Annotated in this window: 21 protein-coding genes; 7 read left to right on the top strand and 14 right to left on the bottom strand. The window is 73.6% G+C overall.

All coding sequences use genetic code 11. The annotated features are described in order from the left end of the window. Positions 1-53: 53 nt before the first annotated feature. The 6 genes from JIW86_RS27920 to JIW86_RS27945 all read right to left on the bottom strand — a co-directional run bounded on the left by JIW86_RS27920 (position 54) and on the right by JIW86_RS27945 (position 6,254). Positions 54-770 carry a TetR/AcrR family transcriptional regulator gene (locus tag JIW86_RS27920; RefSeq protein ID WP_257556615.1) on the bottom strand — a complete coding sequence of 239 codons (717 nt, stop codon included), beginning with the start codon at positions 768-770 and terminating at the stop codon, positions 54-56. 24 nt (positions 771-794) lie between these two features. Then, positions 795-1,838 (bottom strand): PDR/VanB family oxidoreductase, encoded by a 1,044-nt coding sequence (locus JIW86_RS27925; protein ID WP_257556616.1) that lies wholly within the window; start codon positions 1,836-1,838, stop codon positions 795-797. Further along, the gene (locus JIW86_RS27930; RefSeq protein ID WP_257556617.1) at positions 1,835-2,731 is read right to left on the bottom strand and encodes a metal-dependent hydrolase; all 897 of its coding nucleotides are present in this window, start codon (positions 2,729-2,731) and stop codon (positions 1,835-1,837) included. The genes JIW86_RS27925 and JIW86_RS27930 overlap by 4 nt, the downstream gene beginning before the upstream one ends. Positions 2,732-2,786: 55 nt before the next feature. Next, on the bottom strand, positions 2,787-4,709 hold the full coding sequence (locus tag JIW86_RS27935) for a hypothetical protein (RefSeq protein ID WP_416237695.1): 1,923 nt from the start codon (positions 4,707-4,709) through the stop codon (positions 2,787-2,789). 50 nt (positions 4,710-4,759) lie between these two features. Continuing rightward, on the bottom strand, positions 4,760-5,551 hold the full coding sequence (locus tag JIW86_RS27940) for a tyrosine-protein phosphatase (protein WP_257556619.1): 792 nt from the start codon (positions 5,549-5,551) through the stop codon (positions 4,760-4,762). A gap of 115 nt (positions 5,552-5,666) precedes the next feature. After that, on the bottom strand, positions 5,667-6,254 hold the full coding sequence (locus tag JIW86_RS27945; RefSeq protein ID WP_257556620.1) for a rhomboid-like protein: 588 nt from the start codon (positions 6,252-6,254) through the stop codon (positions 5,667-5,669). 65 nt (positions 6,255-6,319) lie between these two features. Between JIW86_RS27945 and JIW86_RS27950 the strand changes: the two genes are divergently transcribed. Then, positions 6,320-6,997: a hypothetical protein gene (locus JIW86_RS27950; RefSeq protein ID WP_257556621.1), complete on the top strand. Its 678-nt coding sequence runs from the start codon at positions 6,320-6,322 to the stop codon at positions 6,995-6,997. 58 nt (positions 6,998-7,055) lie between these two features. Further along, on the top strand, positions 7,056-8,510 hold the full coding sequence (locus JIW86_RS27955; RefSeq protein ID WP_257556622.1) for a PepSY-associated TM helix domain-containing protein: 1,455 nt from the start codon (positions 7,056-7,058) through the stop codon (positions 8,508-8,510). Between the two features lie 63 nt (positions 8,511-8,573). Here the strand turns inward: JIW86_RS27955 and JIW86_RS27960 are convergent, their stop codons facing one another. Both JIW86_RS27960 and glnII read right to left on the bottom strand, forming a co-directional pair. Next, positions 8,574-9,161, bottom strand: coding sequence for a winged helix-turn-helix domain-containing protein (locus JIW86_RS27960; RefSeq protein WP_257556623.1), 588 nt, complete (start codon positions 9,159-9,161; stop codon positions 8,574-8,576). A gap of 434 nt (positions 9,162-9,595) precedes the next feature. Next, the gene (gene glnII, locus JIW86_RS27965) at positions 9,596-10,615 is read right to left on the bottom strand and encodes a glutamine synthetase (RefSeq protein WP_215140651.1); all 1,020 of its coding nucleotides are present in this window, start codon (positions 10,613-10,615) and stop codon (positions 9,596-9,598) included. Positions 10,616-10,821: 206 nt separating this feature from the next. On the opposite strand from glnII, the gene JIW86_RS27970 reads away from it, so the two are divergent. Beyond that, positions 10,822-11,793, top strand: coding sequence for a Gfo/Idh/MocA family protein (locus JIW86_RS27970; RefSeq protein WP_416237607.1), 972 nt, complete (start codon positions 10,822-10,824; stop codon positions 11,791-11,793). A 25-nt stretch (positions 11,794-11,818) separates the two neighbouring features. Here the strand turns inward: JIW86_RS27970 and JIW86_RS27975 are convergent, their stop codons facing one another. Continuing rightward, positions 11,819-12,373, bottom strand: coding sequence for a hypothetical protein (locus tag JIW86_RS27975; protein WP_257556624.1), 555 nt, complete (start codon positions 12,371-12,373; stop codon positions 11,819-11,821). 346 nt (positions 12,374-12,719) lie between these two features. Between JIW86_RS27975 and JIW86_RS27980 the strand changes: the two genes are divergently transcribed. Beyond that, positions 12,720-13,337, top strand: coding sequence for a DinB family protein (locus JIW86_RS27980; RefSeq protein WP_257556625.1), 618 nt, complete (start codon positions 12,720-12,722; stop codon positions 13,335-13,337). Between the two features lie 24 nt (positions 13,338-13,361). Here the strand turns inward: JIW86_RS27980 and JIW86_RS27985 are convergent, their stop codons facing one another. Both JIW86_RS27985 and JIW86_RS27990 read right to left on the bottom strand, forming a co-directional pair. Further along, positions 13,362-14,762, bottom strand: coding sequence for a PLP-dependent aminotransferase family protein (locus tag JIW86_RS27985; protein ID WP_257556626.1), 1,401 nt, complete (start codon positions 14,760-14,762; stop codon positions 13,362-13,364). Next, positions 14,759-15,235: a MarR family transcriptional regulator gene (locus JIW86_RS27990; RefSeq protein WP_257556627.1), complete on the bottom strand. Its 477-nt coding sequence runs from the start codon at positions 15,233-15,235 to the stop codon at positions 14,759-14,761. The genes JIW86_RS27985 and JIW86_RS27990 overlap by 4 nt, the downstream gene beginning before the upstream one ends. A 65-nt stretch (positions 15,236-15,300) precedes the next feature. On the opposite strand from JIW86_RS27990, the gene JIW86_RS27995 reads away from it, so the two are divergent. Beyond that, entirely contained in the window at positions 15,301-16,143 is an 843-nt protein-coding gene (locus tag JIW86_RS27995; RefSeq protein WP_257556628.1) for an alpha/beta fold hydrolase, read from the top strand. On the opposite strand, the gene JIW86_RS28000 is transcribed toward JIW86_RS27995, so the two are convergent. Next, a complete protein-coding gene (locus JIW86_RS28000) occupies positions 16,140-16,511 on the bottom strand; it encodes an ArsC/Spx/MgsR family protein (protein ID WP_257556629.1) in 372 nt (123 codons plus the stop codon). The genes JIW86_RS27995 and JIW86_RS28000 overlap by 4 nt on opposite strands. A gap of 141 nt (positions 16,512-16,652) precedes the next feature. On the opposite strand from JIW86_RS28000, the gene JIW86_RS28005 reads away from it, so the two are divergent. Then, positions 16,653-16,904, top strand: coding sequence for a hypothetical protein (locus JIW86_RS28005; RefSeq protein WP_215140646.1), 252 nt, complete (start codon positions 16,653-16,655; stop codon positions 16,902-16,904). 83 nt (positions 16,905-16,987) lie between these two features. Here JIW86_RS28005 and JIW86_RS28010 read toward each other — a convergent pair whose 3' ends face one another. Together JIW86_RS28010 and JIW86_RS28015 are read right to left on the bottom strand one after the other, a co-directional pair. Beyond that, positions 16,988-17,872 carry a thermonuclease family protein gene (locus JIW86_RS28010; RefSeq protein ID WP_257556630.1) on the bottom strand — a complete coding sequence of 295 codons (885 nt, stop codon included), beginning with the start codon at positions 17,870-17,872 and terminating at the stop codon, positions 16,988-16,990. A 75-nt stretch (positions 17,873-17,947) separates the two neighbouring features. Beyond that, on the bottom strand, positions 17,948-19,033 hold the full coding sequence (locus JIW86_RS28015; protein WP_257556631.1) for a PP2C family protein-serine/threonine phosphatase: 1,086 nt from the start codon (positions 19,031-19,033) through the stop codon (positions 17,948-17,950). A gap of 89 nt (positions 19,034-19,122) precedes the next feature. Here JIW86_RS28015 and JIW86_RS28020 point away from each other — a divergent pair, with 89 nt between their 5' ends. Next, the gene (locus JIW86_RS28020; protein ID WP_406367261.1) at positions 19,123-19,899 is read left to right on the top strand and encodes a VIT1/CCC1 transporter family protein; all 777 of its coding nucleotides are present in this window, start codon (positions 19,123-19,125) and stop codon (positions 19,897-19,899) included. Positions 19,900-19,917 lie beyond the last annotated feature (18 nt).

Here is a 19,917-nt window from a genome sequence, read left to right on the forward strand (position 1 = left end):
AATTATTGGTGATCAAGCGCGCCCGTGATCACGCGCGGCCACCGGAAGCACGATCACCTCGGGCCGGGCACCCCTGTAGGAACCAGCCCGACCAGCCGCCCGACCAGCTCCCCGAAGGGCCCGTCGGCGGGTTCGTGGGCCAGGATCCGTACGAGGATGCCGGCCATCTCGGCGTCGTACGCCGCGCTCACGGCGGCCAGCGCCGCGAAATCGTGCACCAGCTGCAACTCCAGCTCGGCCCGGGGGATCTTCCGCCCGTCCAGCCAGATCAGCGCGGTGGACTCGGCCAGCGACACCCAGGACCGCACCACCAGTTCCAGCCGCGCCGGCGGGTCCTCCAGGCCGATGTTCAGGTGCGAGAGGATCTGCTCGTACGCCGCCTGCCGCACTTCGTCGATCATGGCGTTGGTCTGACTGCTCCCCACCGCCGGGCCGCCGCGCATCAACGCCGAGAAACCCGGACCGTGTTCGTCGACGAAGGCGAAGAACCGCCCCATCACGCGCAGCAGCCGGGACCCGAGCGGCCCCTCCTGCGGCTCCACGAACCGCAGCGCCAGCTCATCGGCCGCCCGTCGCAGCGCGGCCTCGTACAGGCTCAGCTTGCCCGGAAAGTAGTGGTAGACGAGCGGCCGCGATATCCCCGCGGCCGCCGCGATCTCGTCGATCGACACATCGTCGGGGGAGCGGTGGCTGAACAGCTCCAGGGCAACCCCGATCAGCTGCTGTCGCCGCTCCTCGACACCCATTCTGCGCCGCACCCCGGTTGTCATGCGGAACACCCTACTTCGGACAGGTCACAGGTCCAGGGCGAGGTGACCGTTCTTCGCGCGCGAGACGCACAGCAGCATCGAGTCCGCGCGCTCGCCGTCCGTGAGCAGTTCGTCGCGGTGGTCCACCTCGCCCGCCAGCACCCGGTGTTGGCAGGTCCCGCAGAACCCCTGCTCGCAGGAGTACGGGGTGTCCGGCAGCTCCCGGCGCACCGCGGCGAGCGTGGTCTCGGCGGCGCCCACCTCCACCGTGCGGCCCGAGCGCCGCAGTTCGACCGTGAAGGGCCGGGCGGGCCCCGGCGCCGCGGGGGCGAAGCGCTCCAGGCGGACTGCCGCCGGGTCCGCGGCCGCCGCCGTGACGGCCCGCATCAGCGGCTCCGGACCGCAGCAGTAGACCAGCGTGCCCGGCCGGATCCCGGCGAGCGGGGCCAGGTCGGGCAGGCCCGCCTCGTCCTCCGGGAGGACCGCGACCCGGTCGCCGTAGGCCGCGAGCTCGGCCAGGAACGGCATCGAGGCGCGCGAGCGGCCCCCGTAGAGGAGGGTCCAGTCGGCGCCCGCCGCCGTGGCCGCCCGCAGCATCGGCAGGATCGGTGTGATGCCGATGCCGCCCGCGACGAAGACGTACGAGGGCGCCGGGACCAGCTCGAACCGGTTGCGCGGCGGGCGCAGTTCCAGCTCGGCGCCCTCGACCAGCTGGGCGTGGGCCTCGCGGGAGCCGCCGCGGCCGTCCTCGATCAGCCGGATCGCGATCGTGTACGTACCGGCGTCCGCCGGGTCACCGCACAGGGAGTACTGGCGGACCAGGCCCGAGGGCAGGATGACGTCCACGTGCGCGCCCGGGGTCCAGGCCGGGAGCTCCGGGGATTCCAGGGTCAGCCGGAGCACCCCCTCCGCCGGTTCGGTACGGGAGGTGATCAGCGCGCGCAGCGGGCGGCGCGGCGAGTACCCCGAGACCGGGGTCTCCAGGGCCGGCAGCGGCCAGAGCGGGGAGGTCCCGATACGGCGGTTCAGGGCGCGCTTGGCCACCCAGGCGGCGCCCGCCACCGCCGTGACCGTCAGGGCGCGCCTCACGCCTTCACCCCGCCGTTCGCCCCGGGAGAAGCGGCGAGATAGGCCACCGCCTGGGCCGTCGAGCCCTCCTGCGAAGGGTGGTAGGTACGGGCGAGGTACTTCGGTATGGACTGCAGCATGGCGCCCGCGGACGGCAGGACGCCCTGCTGTCCCGCCCGGAAGAACTGGCCGAAGGAGGCCTTGCCGTCCACCAGCTCCGGGTCGTTCTCCATGAAGAAGCGGACGCCCCGCTGCCACAGGAAGACCAGCGCCGAGAAGGCGGTCGCCCAGGTCCGCGCGCGCCGCCGGTAGCCGCCGTCCAGGTGCAGGAAAAGGTCGAAGGCCACCGAGCGGTGCTCCACCTCCTCCGCGCCGTGCCAGCGCAGCAGGTCGAGCATCATCGGGTCGGCGCCGCGCCGGTCCAACTCGTCCGCGTTCAGCACCCAGTCGCCCAGGAACGCCGTGTAGTGCTCGATCGCCGCGATCATCGCGACCCGCTCCATCAGCCACCAGTGCCGGGCCCGGCCCGGCGGCAGGGTCTTGTCACCCAGCAGCTTCTCGAAGAGCCAGTCGACCTGCGCCGTGTACGGGGTCGGGTCCAGCCCCAGCCGCTTCAGGTGGGGCAGTACGTCGTCGTGCGCGGCGGCGTGCATGGCCTCCTGGCCGATGAAGCCGACGACGTCCGCGCGCAGTTGCTCGTCCTTGATGTAGGGGAGCACCTGCTTGTAGACGTGCACGAACCACCGCTCACCCGCGGGGAGCAGCAGGTGCAGCACATTGATCATGTGCCCGGTGAAGGGGTCGTTGGGCAGCCAGTGGAGCGGGGTGTCCTCCCAGCCGAAGGACACGTTCCGGGGCCTCAGGTCCACGTGTTCCGACGCCACGGGGGCGGGCGCGAGCGGCGTATTAGACATGGCGTCAATGTACTGATGGGTAGCGGAGAGGAGAACCCCTCTGCGCGGACTTCTCTCAGCGCAGCGCCCCGGCCTTCGTCCCGTCCGTGAGCTTGCCCGACAGGTCGACCTGCGCGCCGGCCGGTGCCTTGACCGCCAGCCGGTTGCCGTTGGCCGACCCGTTCACCCCGCCGCCCGAGACCGACAGCGAGGCGAACTGCGCACTGCCCGCCGCGAGCACGTACCACTGGCCCGCGCGCGACTTCCACAGCACGCCCGCCAGCACCCGCGGCTCCCGCGGCCCGCACGCCGGCGACCCCTCCGACCGGGCGGCCTGCGCGGCGAGCGGCGCGCCCGGCGCGAGGAACTGCGCCTGCACCCGGTCCGCCGAGCCCTGCCAGGTCTCGGCCCGCGTACAGAGCCAGGCCGCCGTCCCGTCGCCCTCGGGCAGCGGCTGCTTGGCGTAGGTCCAGGCGTTGACCGTACGGACTCCGTGCGAGCGCACCGACGGCAACAGGCAGGCGATCCGCGACCAGTCGCCGAGCTCCGCGGCCTCCGTCACGTCGCGCTCGGCGCCCGGCGCGCCCGAGGTGAGCCGGGCCGGGGTCAGCTCACCGAGGTCGGTGATCAGCCGGGTGGCGCCGTCGCCGGTCAGGGCAAGGGCGTTCCAGCTGGTGCAGTTGCCGGCCGGGGCGGGACCGGGCACCGGCGGGGTCACCCCGTCCGGGGCCGGCTTCAGCGCCACCGCGGGCTCGCCGGGCTTGAGCAGGTCGCGCAGGGCCGCGCCGCTGACCCAGGGGGCGGTGAGGTAGCGGACGTTGCCGTCGACCCTGCTCAGCACGAGGGCGGTGGCGGTGTCCGCCGAGGCGCCGTCGGTCCGGGCGAAGTCGAGGGCCGCGCCGGTGGTCCCGGCGCGCGGCTCGGCGTACCGGACCACGCGCAGCCCGTCGTACAGCAGGACCACGACGGCCTGGTCGACGGCGCCCGCGAACAGCAGCTGCGCAGGACCCATCGGCGGCCCGGCCGGGGTTCCCGGGGTGGCCGAGACGACCACGGAGGAGCCCGGGCGGGCCCAGACGGCCAGCGCCCGGCGCAGCAGTTCGGCGTCGTCGGCGCGGTCGCCGCGGGCGGGCCAGGCGGAGAAGTCCGTACGGGAGGACGTACGCCAGAGCGCGGGCGCGGCGCGCAGCAGCTTGCCGGGGTCCAGTGCCTGCTCGGCCGCGGCGTTGCGGGAGTACAAGGGAGCGGCGGCCCCGTCCGTGCCCCAGCCGCCGCCGGGCAGCGCGAGCAGCGCCCCGCACACGGCGAGGGCGGCCCCGGCGGCCAGCGCGGCGCGCACGAGCCGGCGCCGCCTCAGCAGGTCGGTGGGCCGGGCCTGGAGCACGCACGGGTCGAACTCGGGGGAGGTGAACAGGGAGTCGTTCGCCGGATCGCCGGACTCCGCGACCGCGGCGGCCGGGTCCGCGACCCCGGCTTCGTCCAGCACCCGGAGTACCTCCGGCTCGGGCAGCCGCTCCAGGGCCCGCAGTACGCAGGCGGCCCGGCCGGGCCCGTCGAGGGTGGCCAGCCACTGGTCGAGGGCCAGCTCCTCGGCCCCGCCGGAGCGCGGGAACAGCCGAAGCCCCCACACCTGCGGCAGCGCCGGCGGGAGCTGCGCGCGGCGGGGCAGGGCCCGGAAGGTCAGCGGAATTCCGGCCTCCAGGGCGGCGCGCAGCACGCGCAGCCGCACGTAGGCGTACCCGGCCTCACCCTCGCCGCCGCGCTGGCCCGGGACCCCGCCGCGCACGGCGGCCGCCGCGTCCCGCCGCCCGCGCGGCAGCGCCCGCTGGACCAGCGAGTGGGCGGTGAGCACCCGGCGGTTGCGGCCGAGGGCGGGCGGCAGCACCAGGTAGGCGAGCCGCACCAGCCGCGGGTAGTGCTCGACGATGGCGGCCTCGGCCTGCTCGACATCGGGAGACGGGGGGAGGGTGGCGGTATCCGGCGCAGTCACGTTCAGCAGAACGAGCGAATCGTCGGATGGTCACCCGTCCCCGGCGCGCGCTCCCGCGTCTACACCAGACGGGCGCGCAGCGCCTCGACCGTCTCGTCGGAGACGCCGAGCCCCTCGCGCACGTACTTCTCCATCGAGCCGTAGCGCGTCTCGACCTCGGTCAGGGCGGCCTCCAGGTAGGAGGGGAAGACGCCGATCAGCGCGAGCGCGATGTCCGGGTCGCCGCCGGCCCCCGTGAAGCCCTCGATCATCGGGGCGAAGGCCTGCTTGACCGCCGGGTTCACCGACAGGTACTCCGCCATCAGCGTCTCGTCGTCCGCGCCGAGCAGCGACAGGATGACCGTGGCGCCCCAGCCGGTGCGGTCCTTGCCGGCCGTGCAGTGGAAGAGCAGCGGGCCGGCCCCGGGGTCGGCGGCCTCGGTGAGCAGCAGCCGGAACGCGGCCTGGGCCGAGGCCGAGTGCACGAAGAAGCGGTAGAGGTCGGCGAACAGCGCCTGCGCCTTGCCGCCGCCCAGGTGTTCCTCGGCGACGGCCGGGTCGGACAGCAGGTCCTTGAGCTGGGCGGCGGCGGGCATCCGGCCCGAGCTCACCTTGTCCGCCAGGACGTCGGCGACCAGCAGCCGGGCTCCGGCCGGCACCCGGTCGGGGTGGTCGGTGCGCTCGGCGTCGGTGCGGAAGTCGATGACGGTCCGCAGGCCCAGCGCGGCCACCACCGGGTCGGCGTCCAGGTCGAGCCGGTCGAGCTGGCCCGAGCGCAGCACCAGGCCGGGGCGGACGGTGCGGCCGCCGGAGAGCGGGGTGCCGCCGAGGTCGCGGAGGTTGGCGACGGTCGTGGCGGGGGTGGCGGTCATCGTGGCGACTCCAGCGGTGTGCGAGTTACTCGTGTCAGGAAGCGATCCATGAAGCCGTTCATGAATCGCTTCATGCAGCTCATGCGGTTCGTGCAGTGTGTGCGGTTGGTTCAGTTCATGCAATTTTCTGATGTTTCGCCCCGGAAAGGCAATCCAAGGCCAGCGAGACCCCGATGCCGATCCCGAGCGCCGCCAGGTGCCCGGCGTCCGTGAAGGTCCGCTCCCGTTTGGCGACCGGCGCCGCGGCGAGTGCCAGCAGCCCGACCCGGGCGGCCGTTCGGACCGCTCCGCGCGGCAGGGCCGAGGTCAGCGCGCCGAGTACGGCGTTGAACCCGTAGCTGGTCCCCACGTCCAGGGCGCGTCGAGTATGCGGATCGGTTGTCCTGCGCAGGGCGCCGTATACCAGGAGGGTCGCCGTGGCGTGCCCGAACAGGAACACCGCGGCCGTCCACCAGGCGCCGTACGCGTACTCGGCGTATCCGAGGACGGCGACGAGCAGCAGCGCGTACGGCAGGGGCATGGGCTCCTCGACGACGAGAGCGCTGGTCAGCAGCGTCTCCCAGTGCCCGGCGGCGAGATTGTCGACATTCGTCGAGCACTCGCGGAGCAGTCCCTCCCGCTCCGCCGGTGCCATCCGCTCCAGGGCGTAGGCCCCGAGCTGGACCCCACCCGTGTACACCGCTCCCAGTGGTATTGGATTCACAAGTCCATGATCGGATACGGCCCTCTGGCGCACACCACCGGGCCCCGTGGGAACATGTCCCGGCCATGCCACAGCACCCCGCGCCGATGCGCGCCACGCGGGCCGCGATGTTCGCGGCGGTGTGCACCGCTTTGGGTGCGGTGGGGCATTCGTACATGTCCGGCACCGACATTCCCCTTGCGGGGCTTCTGGGTGCTTTCGCGGTGACCGGTGGACTGGCCTGGGCCGCCGCCGGCCGACGGCGGGGACCGGCGGGGATCGCCGCCGCGGTGCTCGCCGTGCAAGGGGTGCTGCACCTCCTCTTCTCCGGGAGCAACGCGGCGAAGCCCGCGCCCGCGGCGATGCACCACCACATGCCGGGCATGGACATGGGGGCGATGGCCGCCGGAACGTCCGGCGGCATGGCGGAATCGGCCGGGCACGGCGGGGCCGCGATGATCGCCGCGCACGTGCTCGCCGGGCTGTTCTGCGCCGCATGGCTGGCGCGGGGCGAGGCCGCCGTCTTCCGGCTGGCCCGGACCCTGGGCGCCGCCGCGCTGCACGCGGCCCGGCCGCTGTCCCGCGCGCTCGCCCTGGCCGGGGCTCGGGTGGCCGCCGTACCGGTCCCGCTCGCGCCCTGCCCCCCGTACGAGCGGCCGCGCCGCCTGCGCGGGGCCGTGCACGCCTATGCCGTGGTGCGGCGCGGCCCGCCCGCGGGCCGCGCCTTCCGAGCCACGGCCCCCGGCCGTCCTGCCCGCGCCTGAGCGAGGGGGCGAGACCTGGGGCCGCTTCCCCACGTCTTCGCCAACACCTAGGACCACCATGTCTCTTGACGAGGTTCAGGACGTCCGGACCCCGGACGCCGATCCAGCCGACATATCCAACACGGCCACGTCCCGCAGCGGCGGCTGGGCCGCCCTGCGGCCGCTGTTCCTGCGCATGCACTTCTACGCGGGCCTGCTGATCGCCCCGCTGCTCTTCCTCGCCGCCGCCACCGGGCTGCTCTACGCCGGCTCGTGGCAGGCCGAGAAGATCGTCTACGCCGACGAGCTGACCGTCTCCCGCGTCGGCGAGAGCGCCCTGCCGCTCAGCGCCCAGGTCGTCGCGGCCAAGGGCGCCGCGCCCCAGGGCGAGGTCGTGTCCGTGTGGCCCGCGCCCGAGGCCGACGCGACCACCCGGGTGATCATGGAGAGCAAGGGGCTCCCGGAGGGCGAGACCCTCACCGTGTTCGTCGACCCGTATACGGCCGAGGTGCGAGGGCAGCTCGCCACCTCCGGCGACGCGCTGCCGCTGCGGGCCTGGCTGAGCGAGTTCCACGCCAGCCTCCAGCTCGGGGAGTTCGGCCGCAACTACAGCGAGCTCGCCGCGAGCTGGCTGTGGGTGGTCGCGCTCGGCGGACTCGCCCTGTGGATCGGCCGCCGCCGCAAGCGCAAGGCCGACCTCGTCCTCCCGGACCGCAAGGCCACCGGCCGGCGCCGGACCCTGTCCTGGCACGGGGTCGTCGGCCTCTGGTCGGTCGCCGGACTCGTCCTCCTCTCCGCCACCGGCCTGACCTGGTCGAAGTACGCCGGCGAGAACATCGGGCAGCTCCAGGACAGCCTCGGCGGGGCCACCCCGGCCGTCTCCGCCAAGCTGAACCCGGGCGCGGACTCGGCGGGGGCTGACGAGCACGCCGGGCACACCATGGCCCCCGGTGAGGAGATGCCGCCGCCCGCCCCCACCGCCGACATCGGCATCGACAAGGCCGTGGACGCCGCCCGGGCCGCCGGGGTCACCGAGTACCTCCAGGTCACGCTCCCCGCCAAGGGCAAGGGGTACGTGGTCAAGGAGAAGGACCGGCAGCTGCCGGTCCACCTGGACGCCGTCGCCGTCGACCCCGCCGACGGCCGGATCCTGGACGAACTGCGCTTCGCCGACTACCCCGTGCTCGCCCAGATGACCCGCTTCGGCATCGACCTGCACATGGGCCTGACCTTCGGGCTCGCCAACCAGATCGCCCTGGCCGCGCTCGCCGTCGGGCTGATGTTCCTCGTCTTCTGGGGCTACCGGATGTGGTGGCTGCGCCGGCCGACGAAGGACCGCAAGCTGTCCGTCGGCCGCGCCCAGCCGCGCGGTGCCTGGCGGAAGCTGCCGGTGACCGTGGTGCTGCCGCTGGCCGCGGCGACCGCCGTGGTCGGCTGGTTCGTCCCGATGCTCGGCATCAGCCTGCTCGTGTTCCTGGCGGTCGACCTGCTGCTCGGCTTCGTCGCCGCGCGCCGCGCCAAGGCAGCCGCGTAGCACGCCGACGGGCCCGTACTCCGCTCCGGAGTACGGGCCCGTCGCCCACGTCCGACACGCCGGTCAGGGCGCGTACTTGTAGCCCACCCGGCGCACCGTCTGGATGGCGCCTCGGTGCGCGGCGCCCAGCTTGCGGCGCAGGCGGGCGATGTGGACGTCCACGGTCCGGCCGTCGCCGACGTGGCCGTAGCCCCAGACCGTGGTCACCAGCTGGTCCCGGCTGTGCACCCGGTGCGGGTGCTTCACCAGGTGGGCCAGGAGCTCGAACTCCAGGTAGGTCAGGTCGAGTACCTGCCCGTCGACCTCGGCGGTGCGCTGCGCCGGGTCGATGCGGACCAGCTCATCGCCCTCGGGGGCGGACGGTCCCGGCGCCGCCGGGGCGGCCACGGCATGCGGGGCGAAGGCGACCGGCGGCTGCTGGTCAGCCGGTACCAGGACCAGGTAGCCGACCATCGGCGGCTGGCCGGGCAGCGTCGGGAGCGTGTGCTGCGGCGCGGGCAGCCAGGTGGCGCCGGGCGGGAGCAGGTCCACCACCCGGGCCACCTCGTCCCGGTCCACGGCCCGCAGCCGGTGGCGCGGACTGGGCGGGAAGGTCAGGTGCGTGGTGGTCGCAGCGGAAGGGGCAGAAGAGATGGAACGGGTGTTGGCCATGAGTGGTCAGCTCTTTCACGCGGAGTGGTCGGCAGGAGACGTACGTACGTCGTCGATGTCGTACCGCGCAGACCGAAGGCCTCGGCGAAGATCAGGAGGGGGATCCGGAGGCTTTAGAGGGCCGGCGCGTTCTTCGCGCGGCAACACACCCGGTCGAAATCGTGGTCCTGACGGGACGGCCAGAACGGCTCGAGGTCTCTGCGACCTGACGAGGTGTGCGAGTGGCTGGCCATGGCCCCATTCAAGCAGACGCCCGGGCCCGGGGGCAGACCCCGTCTCACGTCGTGGAGCGGAATCCCATATTCCCTCCAGCGACTCGCAGCAATCCGGGACATACCGCAAGCGCGACGACGCCCGCCAGGCCTGGGGAGGCATGACGGGCGTCGGTGGTGTGCGGGGCGGGGTGGGGCAGCGTGGGGAGTTGAGGCGAGGCCTCAGACCAGGCCGTCCTTCTCCAGGCCCGCGCAGCAGGTGTCCGTGATGAGACGGGTCACCACGTACGGGTCCACGTTGGCGTTCGGGCGGCGGTCCTCGATGTAGCCCTTGCCGTCCTTCTCCACCTGCCACGGGATGCGGACCGAGGCGCCGCGGTCCGAGACGCCGTAGCTGAACTCGTTCCACGGGGCGGTCTCGTGCAGGCCCGTCAGACGCTCGTCGATGCCGGCGCCGTAGTTCTTCACGTGGTCCAGCGGCTTGCTGCCCTCGCCCAGCGCCTCGCACGCGGAGATGATCGCGCGGTAGTCCTCGCGCATCGCCTTCGTGGAGAAGTTGGTGTGCGCGCCCGCGCCGTTCCAGTCGCCCTTCACCGGCTTCGGGTTCAGCGTCGCGGAGACGTTGAAGTCCTCGGCGGTGCGGTAGAGCAGCCAGCGCGCGATCCACAGCTGGTCGGAGACCTCCAGCGGGCTCACGGGGCCGACCTGGAACTCCCACTGGCCGGGCATGACCTCGGCGTTGATGCCGGAGATGCTCAGGCCCGCCGCCAGGCAGTGGTCCAGGTGCTTCTCGACGATCTCGCGGCCGAAGATCTCGTCCGAGCCGACGCCGCAGTAGTAGCCGCCCTGCGCGGCCGGGAAGCCGTTGACCGGGAAGCCGAGCGGGCGGGCGCCGTCGAAGAAGGTGTACTCCTGCTCGATGCCGAAGATCGGCTCCTGACCCGCGAACTTCTCGGCGACCGGACGCAGCAGCGCGCGGGTGTTCGACTCGTGCGGGGTCATGTCGATGTTCAGGACCTCGCACAGCACGAGGAGGTTGTCCCCGCCGCGGATCGGGTCCGGGCAGGAGAACACCGGGTTGAGCACGCGGTCGGAGGCGTGGCCCTCGGCCTGGTTCGTACTCGATCCGTCGAAGCCCCAGATCGGCAGCGCGTCGCCGTCGGCCAGGATCTTCGTCTTGGAGCGAAGCTTCGCCGTCGGCTCGGTGCCGTCGATCCAGATGTACTCAGCCTTGTAGCTCACGGGCCCCATCCTCAGACTCTGCGGGTGCTGCTGGTCGCTGCTTCATCGCTGCGGTGATGACCGCAGCGTGCCCGCCCGCGATTTCCCTTCCGTTGCCCATGTGTGAACCCCGTGTTACCGAGGTTTGCACCGCAGGTCGGGTGGGTTGTGCGGGCTGGTCGCGGGTCGCGGGAGGTACACCTGTCCGAGTGGGGCAGACTGGGCGGGTGAGCATTTTGTCTGATCTGAACTCTGCCGGAGACCCCGCCGAGAGTGCCGCCGAGACCCCCGTCACCAGTGCCGCCGCAGGCCCCCGACCCCGGGTCGGACTGCTGGGCACCGGCCCCTGGGCGCACCGTACGCACGCACCCGCGCTCGCCGCGCACGCCGGCACCGAGTTCGCCGGAGTGTGGGGCCGCCGGCCCGAGGCCGCGGCCGACCTCGCGCAGGAGTACGGCGTGAAGGTGTACGAAGACCCCGACGAGCTGTTCGCCGACTGTGACGCCGTGGCCTTCGCCCTGCCGCCGGACGTCCAGGCCCCGCTCGCCGTCCGCGCGGCCGCCGCCGGCTGCCACCTGCTGCTCGACAAACCCGTCGCGACCACGGTCGAGGACGCCCGGGCCGTCGCCGACGCCGCCGCGCGGCACCAGGTCGCCTCCGTCGTCTTCTTCACCCTCCGTTTCGCCGAGCCCACCGCGGACTGGGTCACGGAACAGGCCGCCCGCCCCGGCTGGTTCACCGCCTCCGCCCACTGGCTCGGCGCCGTCTTCCCGCCCGACGGCACGCCCAGCGCGTACGCCGACTCGCCCTGGCGCAAGGCCAAGGGCGGGCTGTGGGACGTCGGCCCCCACGCGCTCTCCGTACTGATCCCGATCCTCGGCGACGTCACCACGGTCAGCGCCACCCGGGGCCCGTCCGACGTGGTCCAGCTGGCCCTGCGGCACGCCTCCGGCGCGGCCAGCACCGCCGTGCTCAGCCTGGGCGCGCCGAAGGCGGCGGCCGGGGTGGGGCTGGAGCTGCGCGGGACCGAGGGCGTCCACGCGCTGCCCGGCTGGAGCGACGTACCGGGTGCCTACGGGCGCGCCCTGGACGCACTGCTCACCGCGGCCCGGACCGGGGTGCCGGACCCGCGGGGGGCGGAGTTCGGCGCCAGGCTGACGGAGATCCTGGCGGAGGCGGAGGCGCAGCTTCCGGCTTGAGGGGCGTCGCGCTGCTCGATGGGCGTTACTTGATGAGCGCGTTGGCCACGATGATGGCCAGCCCGATCGTCGCGTCGGCCAGGCCGATGAGCAGCGCGGAGCTCAGCCGGTAGCCGACCCGGACCGCCACGCACGAGCCCCAGGCGAAGAGCAGGGCGGTGTTCAGGCCGAGGCCGACGGCGGTCACGCCGTACGAGTCCCAGCCGGTGAGCCCGGCGAGGACCAGGAGCAGCACGGTGGGCAGAGTGGCCGCCACCATCGGCCACTCGTGCCACAGGGCCCGGACCAGCAGCCGCCAGCGGTGTCCTGCGGAGCCCTGGTGATGTGTGGTCATGTGGTGCGAGTAGCCGTGCGCGAGCCCCGCCGCGGCCGCGGTGACGATCACCCAGCTGGCGTCGTAGAACGGGGTGTAGTCACCGCCCTTCTGATCCAGCGCGGCCAGCAGCCCACTGGCCAGCACCGTCCCGTACACCCCGCCGAACATCCAGTCGGCCGCCCGCCGAGGCGGGGGGAACGGCGCCGATGTGTCGGCGGGGGTGGGGGTGGGCGTGGGGTGTGCGTGCGGGTGGGGGTGGCTCACTCCGGGATCCTTCAGGGCTTTTGCTGCGCTTGGTGTTGTATGTGGCGATTTGGCGTGTTGGGGTCACCTTACGGGGGTGGGGGTGAGGGCGGGATGAATGGGGGCGGGGGCTGCGGGGGTCGGGGTCCCGGCTGACCACCATCAGGGACTGGCTGACTGACCCCTGGGGCAGCGTCTGAGCCCGGGCCTGTGGGAGGCGGATCCGGGCCGGGGGCAGCCCAACCCGCACCCGGCAGCGGTGAGATCACCCTCGGCACGCTCGCGGAAAATGAGACGCGGTGTCGTGCCGGCTTTGACAGGCTGGCGGGTCGGCCCCAGAGTCCTGCAGCTCGTCATAGGAGTGTTCGTGATTCCCCCTCGTCTGGCCCCGTTGCTGGAGCAGTTCGACTTCGCGCGCGAGCGCCTCACCAACCGCATGTCCGGGCCCGTCATGGACAGTGGCGACGGGTCGGACACCAAGGTCGGGCCCATGACCGGCGAGGAGTTCCTCTGGGAGCCGGTGCCGGGCTGCTGGTCGGTGCGGCGGCGTACGGACGGGCCCGGGCCGCGTGCCACCCTGCTGGCCGGCACGGGCGACTGGGGTCGCGACGCGGCGACCTACCCGCACCCCTGGCCGCCGCCGTTCACCACCATCGCGTGGCGTCTGAGCCACCTCAGCGAAATGATGACCCTGCGCGCCGACCACACGGCCGGCAGCCGCACGCGGACCCGGGACGACTATCCCGTCAGCGGGGACGTCGAGGAGGCGGTCGCGGCATTCGACACCGGCGCCGCCGCCTGGCGGAAGGCGCTGCTGAGCGTCGACGACGCGGCCCTCGACACCGTGGGGTACTGCACCTACCCGCACGGCAGCGACGTGGAGGAGCCCTTCATCGACATCGCCTGGTGGGTCAACCAGGAGTTGCTGCACCACGGAGCCGAGATCGCCCTGCTCCGCGACCTCCATCGCGAACGCCAGCACTGACCCTCTCTGATCCCGGCCTCGGGGCTACGCCACGACCCCCGCCAGCGCCTCCACCGCCCTCGTGAACGCCGAGTTCGGGGGTGCCGCGTAGCCCACCACCAGGCCTTCGCGGGGTGGGGTCGGGTCCGCCCTGTGTTGGTAGGAGGAGAGGCCGTCCAGGGCCAGGCCCGCCGTTCGGGCCGCCGAGAGGGCCGGGGCCTCGCCGCCCGGCGGGAGTTCCAGTACCGCGTGCAGCCCGGCCGAGATGCCCGTCACCCGGACGTCCGGGGCGCGTGCGGCCAGTACGGAAACCAGCTGGTCACGCCGCTCCCGATAGCGCTTGCGCATGCGGCGGACATGCCGGTCGTACGCGCCGCAGTCGATGAAGTCGGCCAGCGCCAGCTGGTCCAGCGCGCTCGCCCAGGACTCCCGCTGCCCCTTCGCCGCCAGGACCTGGTCGATCAGCTGGTCCGGGAGGACCAGCCAGCCGAGGCGGAGCGCCGGGGAGAGGCTTTTGCTCAGCGAGCCCGCGTACACCACGTGCTCCGGGGCCAGGCCCTGTACGGCGCCGACCGGTTTGCGGTCGTAGCGGAACTCCCCGTCGTAGTCGTCCTCCACGATCACGCCGCCGGTCGTACGGGCCCACTCCACGGCGGCGGCGCGCCGTGCGGGCAGCAGACGCCCCCCGGTCGGGAACTGGTGCGCGGGGGTGAGTAGCAACGTACGGGCCCGGGGCGGGAGTTCTGTCGTCCGGGCACCGTCCTCGTCGACCGCGACGGGGTGCGGGCGGACCCCGGCGGCGTCCAGGATGCCGTGGTGGAAGGGGAGTCCGTACGCCTCGACGGCCCAGTCCCGCGGCCGGACGGACGCGAGGAGCCGAAGTCCGTTGGCGAAGCCGGAGCAGACCACGATGTTCTCCGGGCCGGTACGCACGCCCCGCGCCCGGGACAGGTAGCCGGCCAGCGCCCGCCGCAGCTCGGGCCGGCCGCGCGGATCGCCGGGGCCGAAGGCCTCGGTGGGTGCCTCCGTGAGGGCCCGCCGGGCGCTGGCGGCCCACGGCCCCCGGGGGAAGGAAGCCGGGTCGGGCTTGCCCTGGAGCAGGTCGAGGCGGGGTCCCGCGGGCGCGGCCGTGGGCGTGGCCGCCGCGGACGGCGGGCCCGAGCCGGCGACTCGTTCGGCGGCCCCTTCGGCGACCCGGGTGCCGGAACCCTGCCGGGCGGTGAACCAGCCCTCGGCGACCAGCTCGGCGTAGGCGTCGGCGACGGCGTTGCGGGCCAGTCCGAGGTCGGCGGCCAGCGTCCGGTACGGCGGCAGCCGCGTCCCTCCGGCCAGCCGCCCGCTGCGGACGGCGCTGCGCAGGGCCTGGGCAAGGGCGGTCCGCCGGGCTCCTTCGGCGGGGAGGTCGAGATGCAGGTCGGCGCCCGTGCCGCCGTCGGGGGCCGTCATGCGCGGGCCTCCGGTGCGAAGACGGTGTGGGCGGCCGTCAGGAAGCGGCGGACGGTGTCCCGTTCGGCGGGGTCGAAGGAGTCCAGCACCTGCAGCACCCCGTCGATCAGCGGGCCGAAGAACTCCCGGCCCAGCCGGATGGCCTCCGGCTCCACGCGCAGCAGGATCCGGCGCCGGTCGCGGTCGTCGCGGACCCGCGCCACGTGGCCGAGCCGTTCCAGCCGGTCGATCACCGAGGTGGTGCCCGCCGAGTTGAGGCCGAGCCGGGCCCCGAGCAGGCCCGCCGTGGCCGCCTCGCCGGCGCGGGCCGCGTCCAGCAGGCAGATCAGGGCCCGCACATCGGTGGGGTGCATGCCGTTGCGGGCGGCGAACTCCGCCTGGCGCAGGCCGAACTCCACGGTCACCGCCCGCAGCAGGTGCACCAACTGCAGGTTGCCGGGCTCCCGGTTGCCGGATTCCCTGTTGTCGCCCACATCGTCCTCCGCCTAATATCTCTCGCTGAGCGAGATTATCGCCCGACGAGGTAGTGGAGCCAGCCGTGTTCCGGACGTCTCTCTTCCGTACCGCCTACGACGCGGTCCTGGCCCAGTGGCCCGGGCCGGTCGAGACCACCGACCTGCCCACCCCGTACGGCCTCACCCGCGTCAACAGCTGTGGCGCGGCCGGGGCCCCGCCGCTGGTGCTGCTGCCCGGCGGGGGAGCCACCTCCACGGTGTGGGGAGCCGGCGCCGCGGCCGGGCTCGCGCGCACCCACCGCCTGCACGCCGTGGACCTGGTGGGGGAACCCGGGCTCAGCGTCCCGGAGCCCGGGCTCGCCATCCGGTCCGTCGGGGAACTGGTCGGCTGGCTCGACACGGTGATCGACGGGCTCGGCCTGGACGGCCCGGTCGTCCTCGGCGGCCACTCCTACGGGGCCTGGATCGCCGCCCACTACGCGGCCTCGCGGCCAGCCCGGCTCGGCCGCCTCGTGCTGCTCGACCCGACCCAGGTCTTCGCCGGGCTCCGGCCCGGCTACGTGCTGCGCGCGCTGCCCGTGCTGGTGCGTCCCACCCCGGAGCGGATCCGCTCCTTCCTCGCCTGGGAGACCGGCGGAGCCGCTCTCGACCCGGCCTGGCTGCGGCTCCAGGACGAGACCGCGCGCTTTCCCAGCGTCCGGCCGGTCACCGGGCCGCGCCCGGACCTGACCGGGCTCGGGGAACTGCCCGTACGCGTCCACGTCCTGTTCGCCGGGCGCGCCCGCTGCCACGACGCCGACCGGGCGGCCCGGGCCGCGCGCCGGGTGCTCCCGGCCGCGCGTGTCGACGTACTGCCCGGGATCTCGCACCACGCGCTGCCGCTGACGGCGGCCGAGGAGATCGCCCGCCTCGTCGCCGCCGGCTAGCCCTTGCGGGACAGGGCCTCGCGGACGGCTTCCTCGGAGCGGGCGACCACCGCCGTGCCGTCCTCGGCGGTGATGATCGGGCGCTGGATCAGCTTCGGGTGCGCGGCCAGGTGCGCGATCCAGCGCCCCCGCGCCGCGTCGGTCTCCTCGCGCGGCAGGTCCCGTACGCCCGTCTCCTTGGCCAGCGGGTCCGAGGTGCGCGTGATGTCCCACGGCTCCAGCCCGAGTCGGCCGAGCACCTCGCGGATCTCGTCCTCGGAGGGCACGTCCTCCAGGTACCGGCGCACGGTGTAGTCGGCGCCCTCCGCGTCCAGCAGGGTCAGCGCGCTGCGGCACTTGGAACACGCGGGATTGATCCAGATCTCCATGATGCCCAGCCTATCGAGAGCCGGTCCGAAGCCGGTCGGGAAGCCCGCCCCGAGCCTGTCTGGCCAGGGGCTTTTGTCAGTGGTCCCCGGTAAAATCGAGGGAGAACGACAGGAAGCCAACTACCGTTTGGGAGGCTGTAGATGGCCACTGCCACCACCATTCAGCACGTCAAGAAGAAGCCGCTGCCGGCGGGCCTGCCCCGCGAGTGGTACGAGAGCCACAACCGCCGCCTCAAGGCGATGCGCCTGGCGATATCCCTGCTCGACTCGGGGACTTATGACGCCCGGCGCGCCACCAACCGGAAGATCCGGACGATGGCCGTCCGGACGGGGATCCACCGGCCGTCCAACGTCACCTGCAAGATGGTGCGCGCCTTCATCCAGGAGGCATGAGCCGGCCGTACCGAGTCGTGCGGGCGCCGGCCCGCCGGGTGGAGGCCCCGGCGGACCGGCGTCGGTGACCGGCGGGCCGGCGGTCACTTCTCGTCGAAGACGAGCTCCTCGGGCTGGCGCGTCATCCTCACGGTGTGGCCGTTGATGACCTCGACCACGCGGTGCAGACCGACCTTCTCCTCGGGTTCCGACGTGATGCGGAACCTGTCCCCGGCTCCGGCCAGGTAGGAGGGGAAGCAGTTCAGCAACGGTTCATAAGGCTTGAGGTCCAGGTATTCCTTCAGCCGGCGGAACAGCTTCGGGAGGATGACCGCCCCGTCCGCCGCCGTGATGGAGGGCATTCCGGTGATCTTCGCGCCCTTCATGGTCACGTCGACGTCGTCGGCCCACACCCCCTTCTTGGCCGCCCTCGCCTTCTGGGTCTCGGTGGTGAGGAACTCGCGCAGTTCCCTGGGGAAGGCCGAGTAGAAGGTCGGGTAGACCAGGCCGAGCGAGATCAGGTGGAAGTTGGCCGTCTTCTTCAGCAGTTCCTGGTCGACTCTGATCTCGTAGCCGGAGGCCGCGGGCGGGGTGCCGCGGCCGACCAGGGCCACACAGCGGCCGTAGATGTCGGAGCCCCCGGTGAGGATGAAGCCGGGCACGCTCTCGGGGATGGTGGCGACGGTCTCGTCCTCGTGCCGGTCGACGCTGGCGAAGCCGACCCAGGCCAGCAGCTCGTTCGCGGCCCGGTGTGCGAGGTCCAGCGGCTGATGCTGCTCAGGCCCGTAGGCGCCCTCGTAGTGGGTCTCCAGCGCGTCGACGGACTCCAGCCGGACACTGACGCGGCCGTCCGCCGCGGGCACGATCTGCTTGCACCCGGGCACGAGTTTCCAGTCGGCCACGTTGTCCGGGATGAAGGGGACGGTGTCGCCGTCCGGCTTGGATTTGGGCGGCACCCGGAAGGTGCCTTTGATCAGCAGCATGGACATGGTGTCTCCCACCGCAGTCATCGCTGTGTGTGCTGGACGGTTACGTACGGTACACGCGCGGGTCGGACATCGCGGTCATTCCGGGCCGTCCAGTGTCAGCAACAGCAGCGCCACGTCGTCCCGCGGGCCGCCGTCCGTGAAGGCCGCGAGGTCCCGCCAGACCGCCCGGACCAGGCCCTCGGGGTCCCTCGTCACCACGGGCAGCCGCGCGGCCAGGGGGTAGAAGTGCCCGGCCGCGTCCCGTGCCTCCGTCACCCCGTCCGTGTGCAGCAGGAAGCGGTCCCCGGCGCGCACCGTCAGCTCCGCCACCGTCGGCGGGGCCGGACCCGCGAGCCCCAGACCCAGCGGCGGGCCCGGATCCACGGCCACCTCATCGACCGCCGGCCCGCGCAGGCGCAGTGCGGGCGGATGCCCGCACGAGACGATCCGTACGAGGTCCAGCCCGGGCGGGAACTCCAGCAGCAGGGCCGTCGCGAACAGCTCGGGGTGCCCGTCGGGGGCGGCCGCCGCGTCCGACGCCAGCCGCCGGTTCAGCCGGGCCGCGACCGCCGCCAGTTCGGCGTCGTCGAGCACCGCCTCCCGGAAGGCCCCGAGCAGCGCGGCCACCGTGCCGACCGCCGCCAGGCCGTGGCCCTGTACGTCCCCGACCAGCGCCCGGACCCCGTACGGCCCGGCCCGTACGTCGTACAGGTCGCCGCCGACCAGGGTGCCGCGCTGCGCCGCCCGGTAGAGGCCGGAGCAGCGCACCGGACCCACCCGTTCCGCCAGCGGCGGGAGGACCGCCAGCTGAGCGGCCTCCGCCACCGTCCGTACGCTGACGAGCTGCGCGTCCCGGCGCCGCCGGACCCAGGCGATCACCACGCTCAGCAGCCCGATGACGGCCACCGTGGCCAGGTCCGTCCCCCGGGCGTGGCCGATGCCGAGGGAGGGCGCCCCGAGCAGCACGAGGACGATGGCGGCGAAGATCGCGGTCCCGCCCGGCCCGTACGCGAAGGCGGCCACCGGTGGCAGACCGGCCAGGAAGAAGCCGAGCTCCACATCGCCCGGGGTGAGCAGCTGCGCGAGGACGAGCCCCACCAGGGCCGCCGCAGGCGCGATCCGGGCCCAGCGCGGCGGCGGCTCCCCGTGCAGCCGGCCCGGTTCCTCGCGTCCGCGTCTCACCCCTCCACCCTGGTACCGGGGCCAGGTGCGCGCACCCCGGACCGGTCCGCCGGGTGGCCCGGCGCGGCACGTGCCACGACAGTGGTGGCGTGACGGAAGACGATGCCTCCGGGGAGCCGGGACGCAAGGCCCCGACGAGGGCGCACCTCGAGGCCCACGGCGGCGGCAGCAGCGGTGACGGGTCGCAGAGCGCGGAGATCAGCACGCGGCTGAACTGGCTGCGCGCGGGGGTGCTCGGCGCCAACGACGGGATCATCTCCACCGCGGGCCTGGTGGTCGGCGTGGCCGGGGCCACCACCTCGCGCGCGGCGATCCTGGCGGCGGGCGTCGCCGGGCTGCTGGCGGGCTCGCTGTCGATGGCGGCGGGGGAGTACGTGTCGGTCAGCTCGCAGCGGGACTCCGAACAGGCCGCGCTGGAGCTGGAACGCCGGGAGCTGGCCGAGGAGCCGGAGGCGGAGCTCGAGGAGCTCACCGACCTGCTCGCCGCGCGCGGGCTGAGCCGGCGGCTGGCCCGGGAGGCCGCCGAGCAGCTGACGGAACGGGACGCGCTGCGGGCCCATGCCCGGGTGGAGCTCGGCATCAACCCCGACGAGCTGGCCAACCCGTGGCACGCGGCCTTCGCCAGCTTCGTCGCCTTCACGGTGGGCGCGCTGCTCCCGCTGCTGGCGATCGTCCTCACCGACGCGTCCGTCAGGGTCCCGGTGACGGCGGCGGCCGTCCTGGCGGCGCTCACCCTGTGCGGCGTGATCAGCTCCCGGCTGGGCGGCGCGCCCGCGCTCCGCGCGGTCCTGCGCAACGTCGCGGGCGGCGCCCTGGCCATGGCCGTCACCTACGCGGTGGGCACCTGGCTCGGCACGACCGCCTGAGCCCGGCAGGATGGGGGC

Source organism: Streptomyces sp. NBC_00162 (genome assembly GCF_024611995.1).
Taxonomy (GTDB): Bacteria; Actinomycetota; Actinomycetes; order Streptomycetales; family Streptomycetaceae; genus Streptomyces.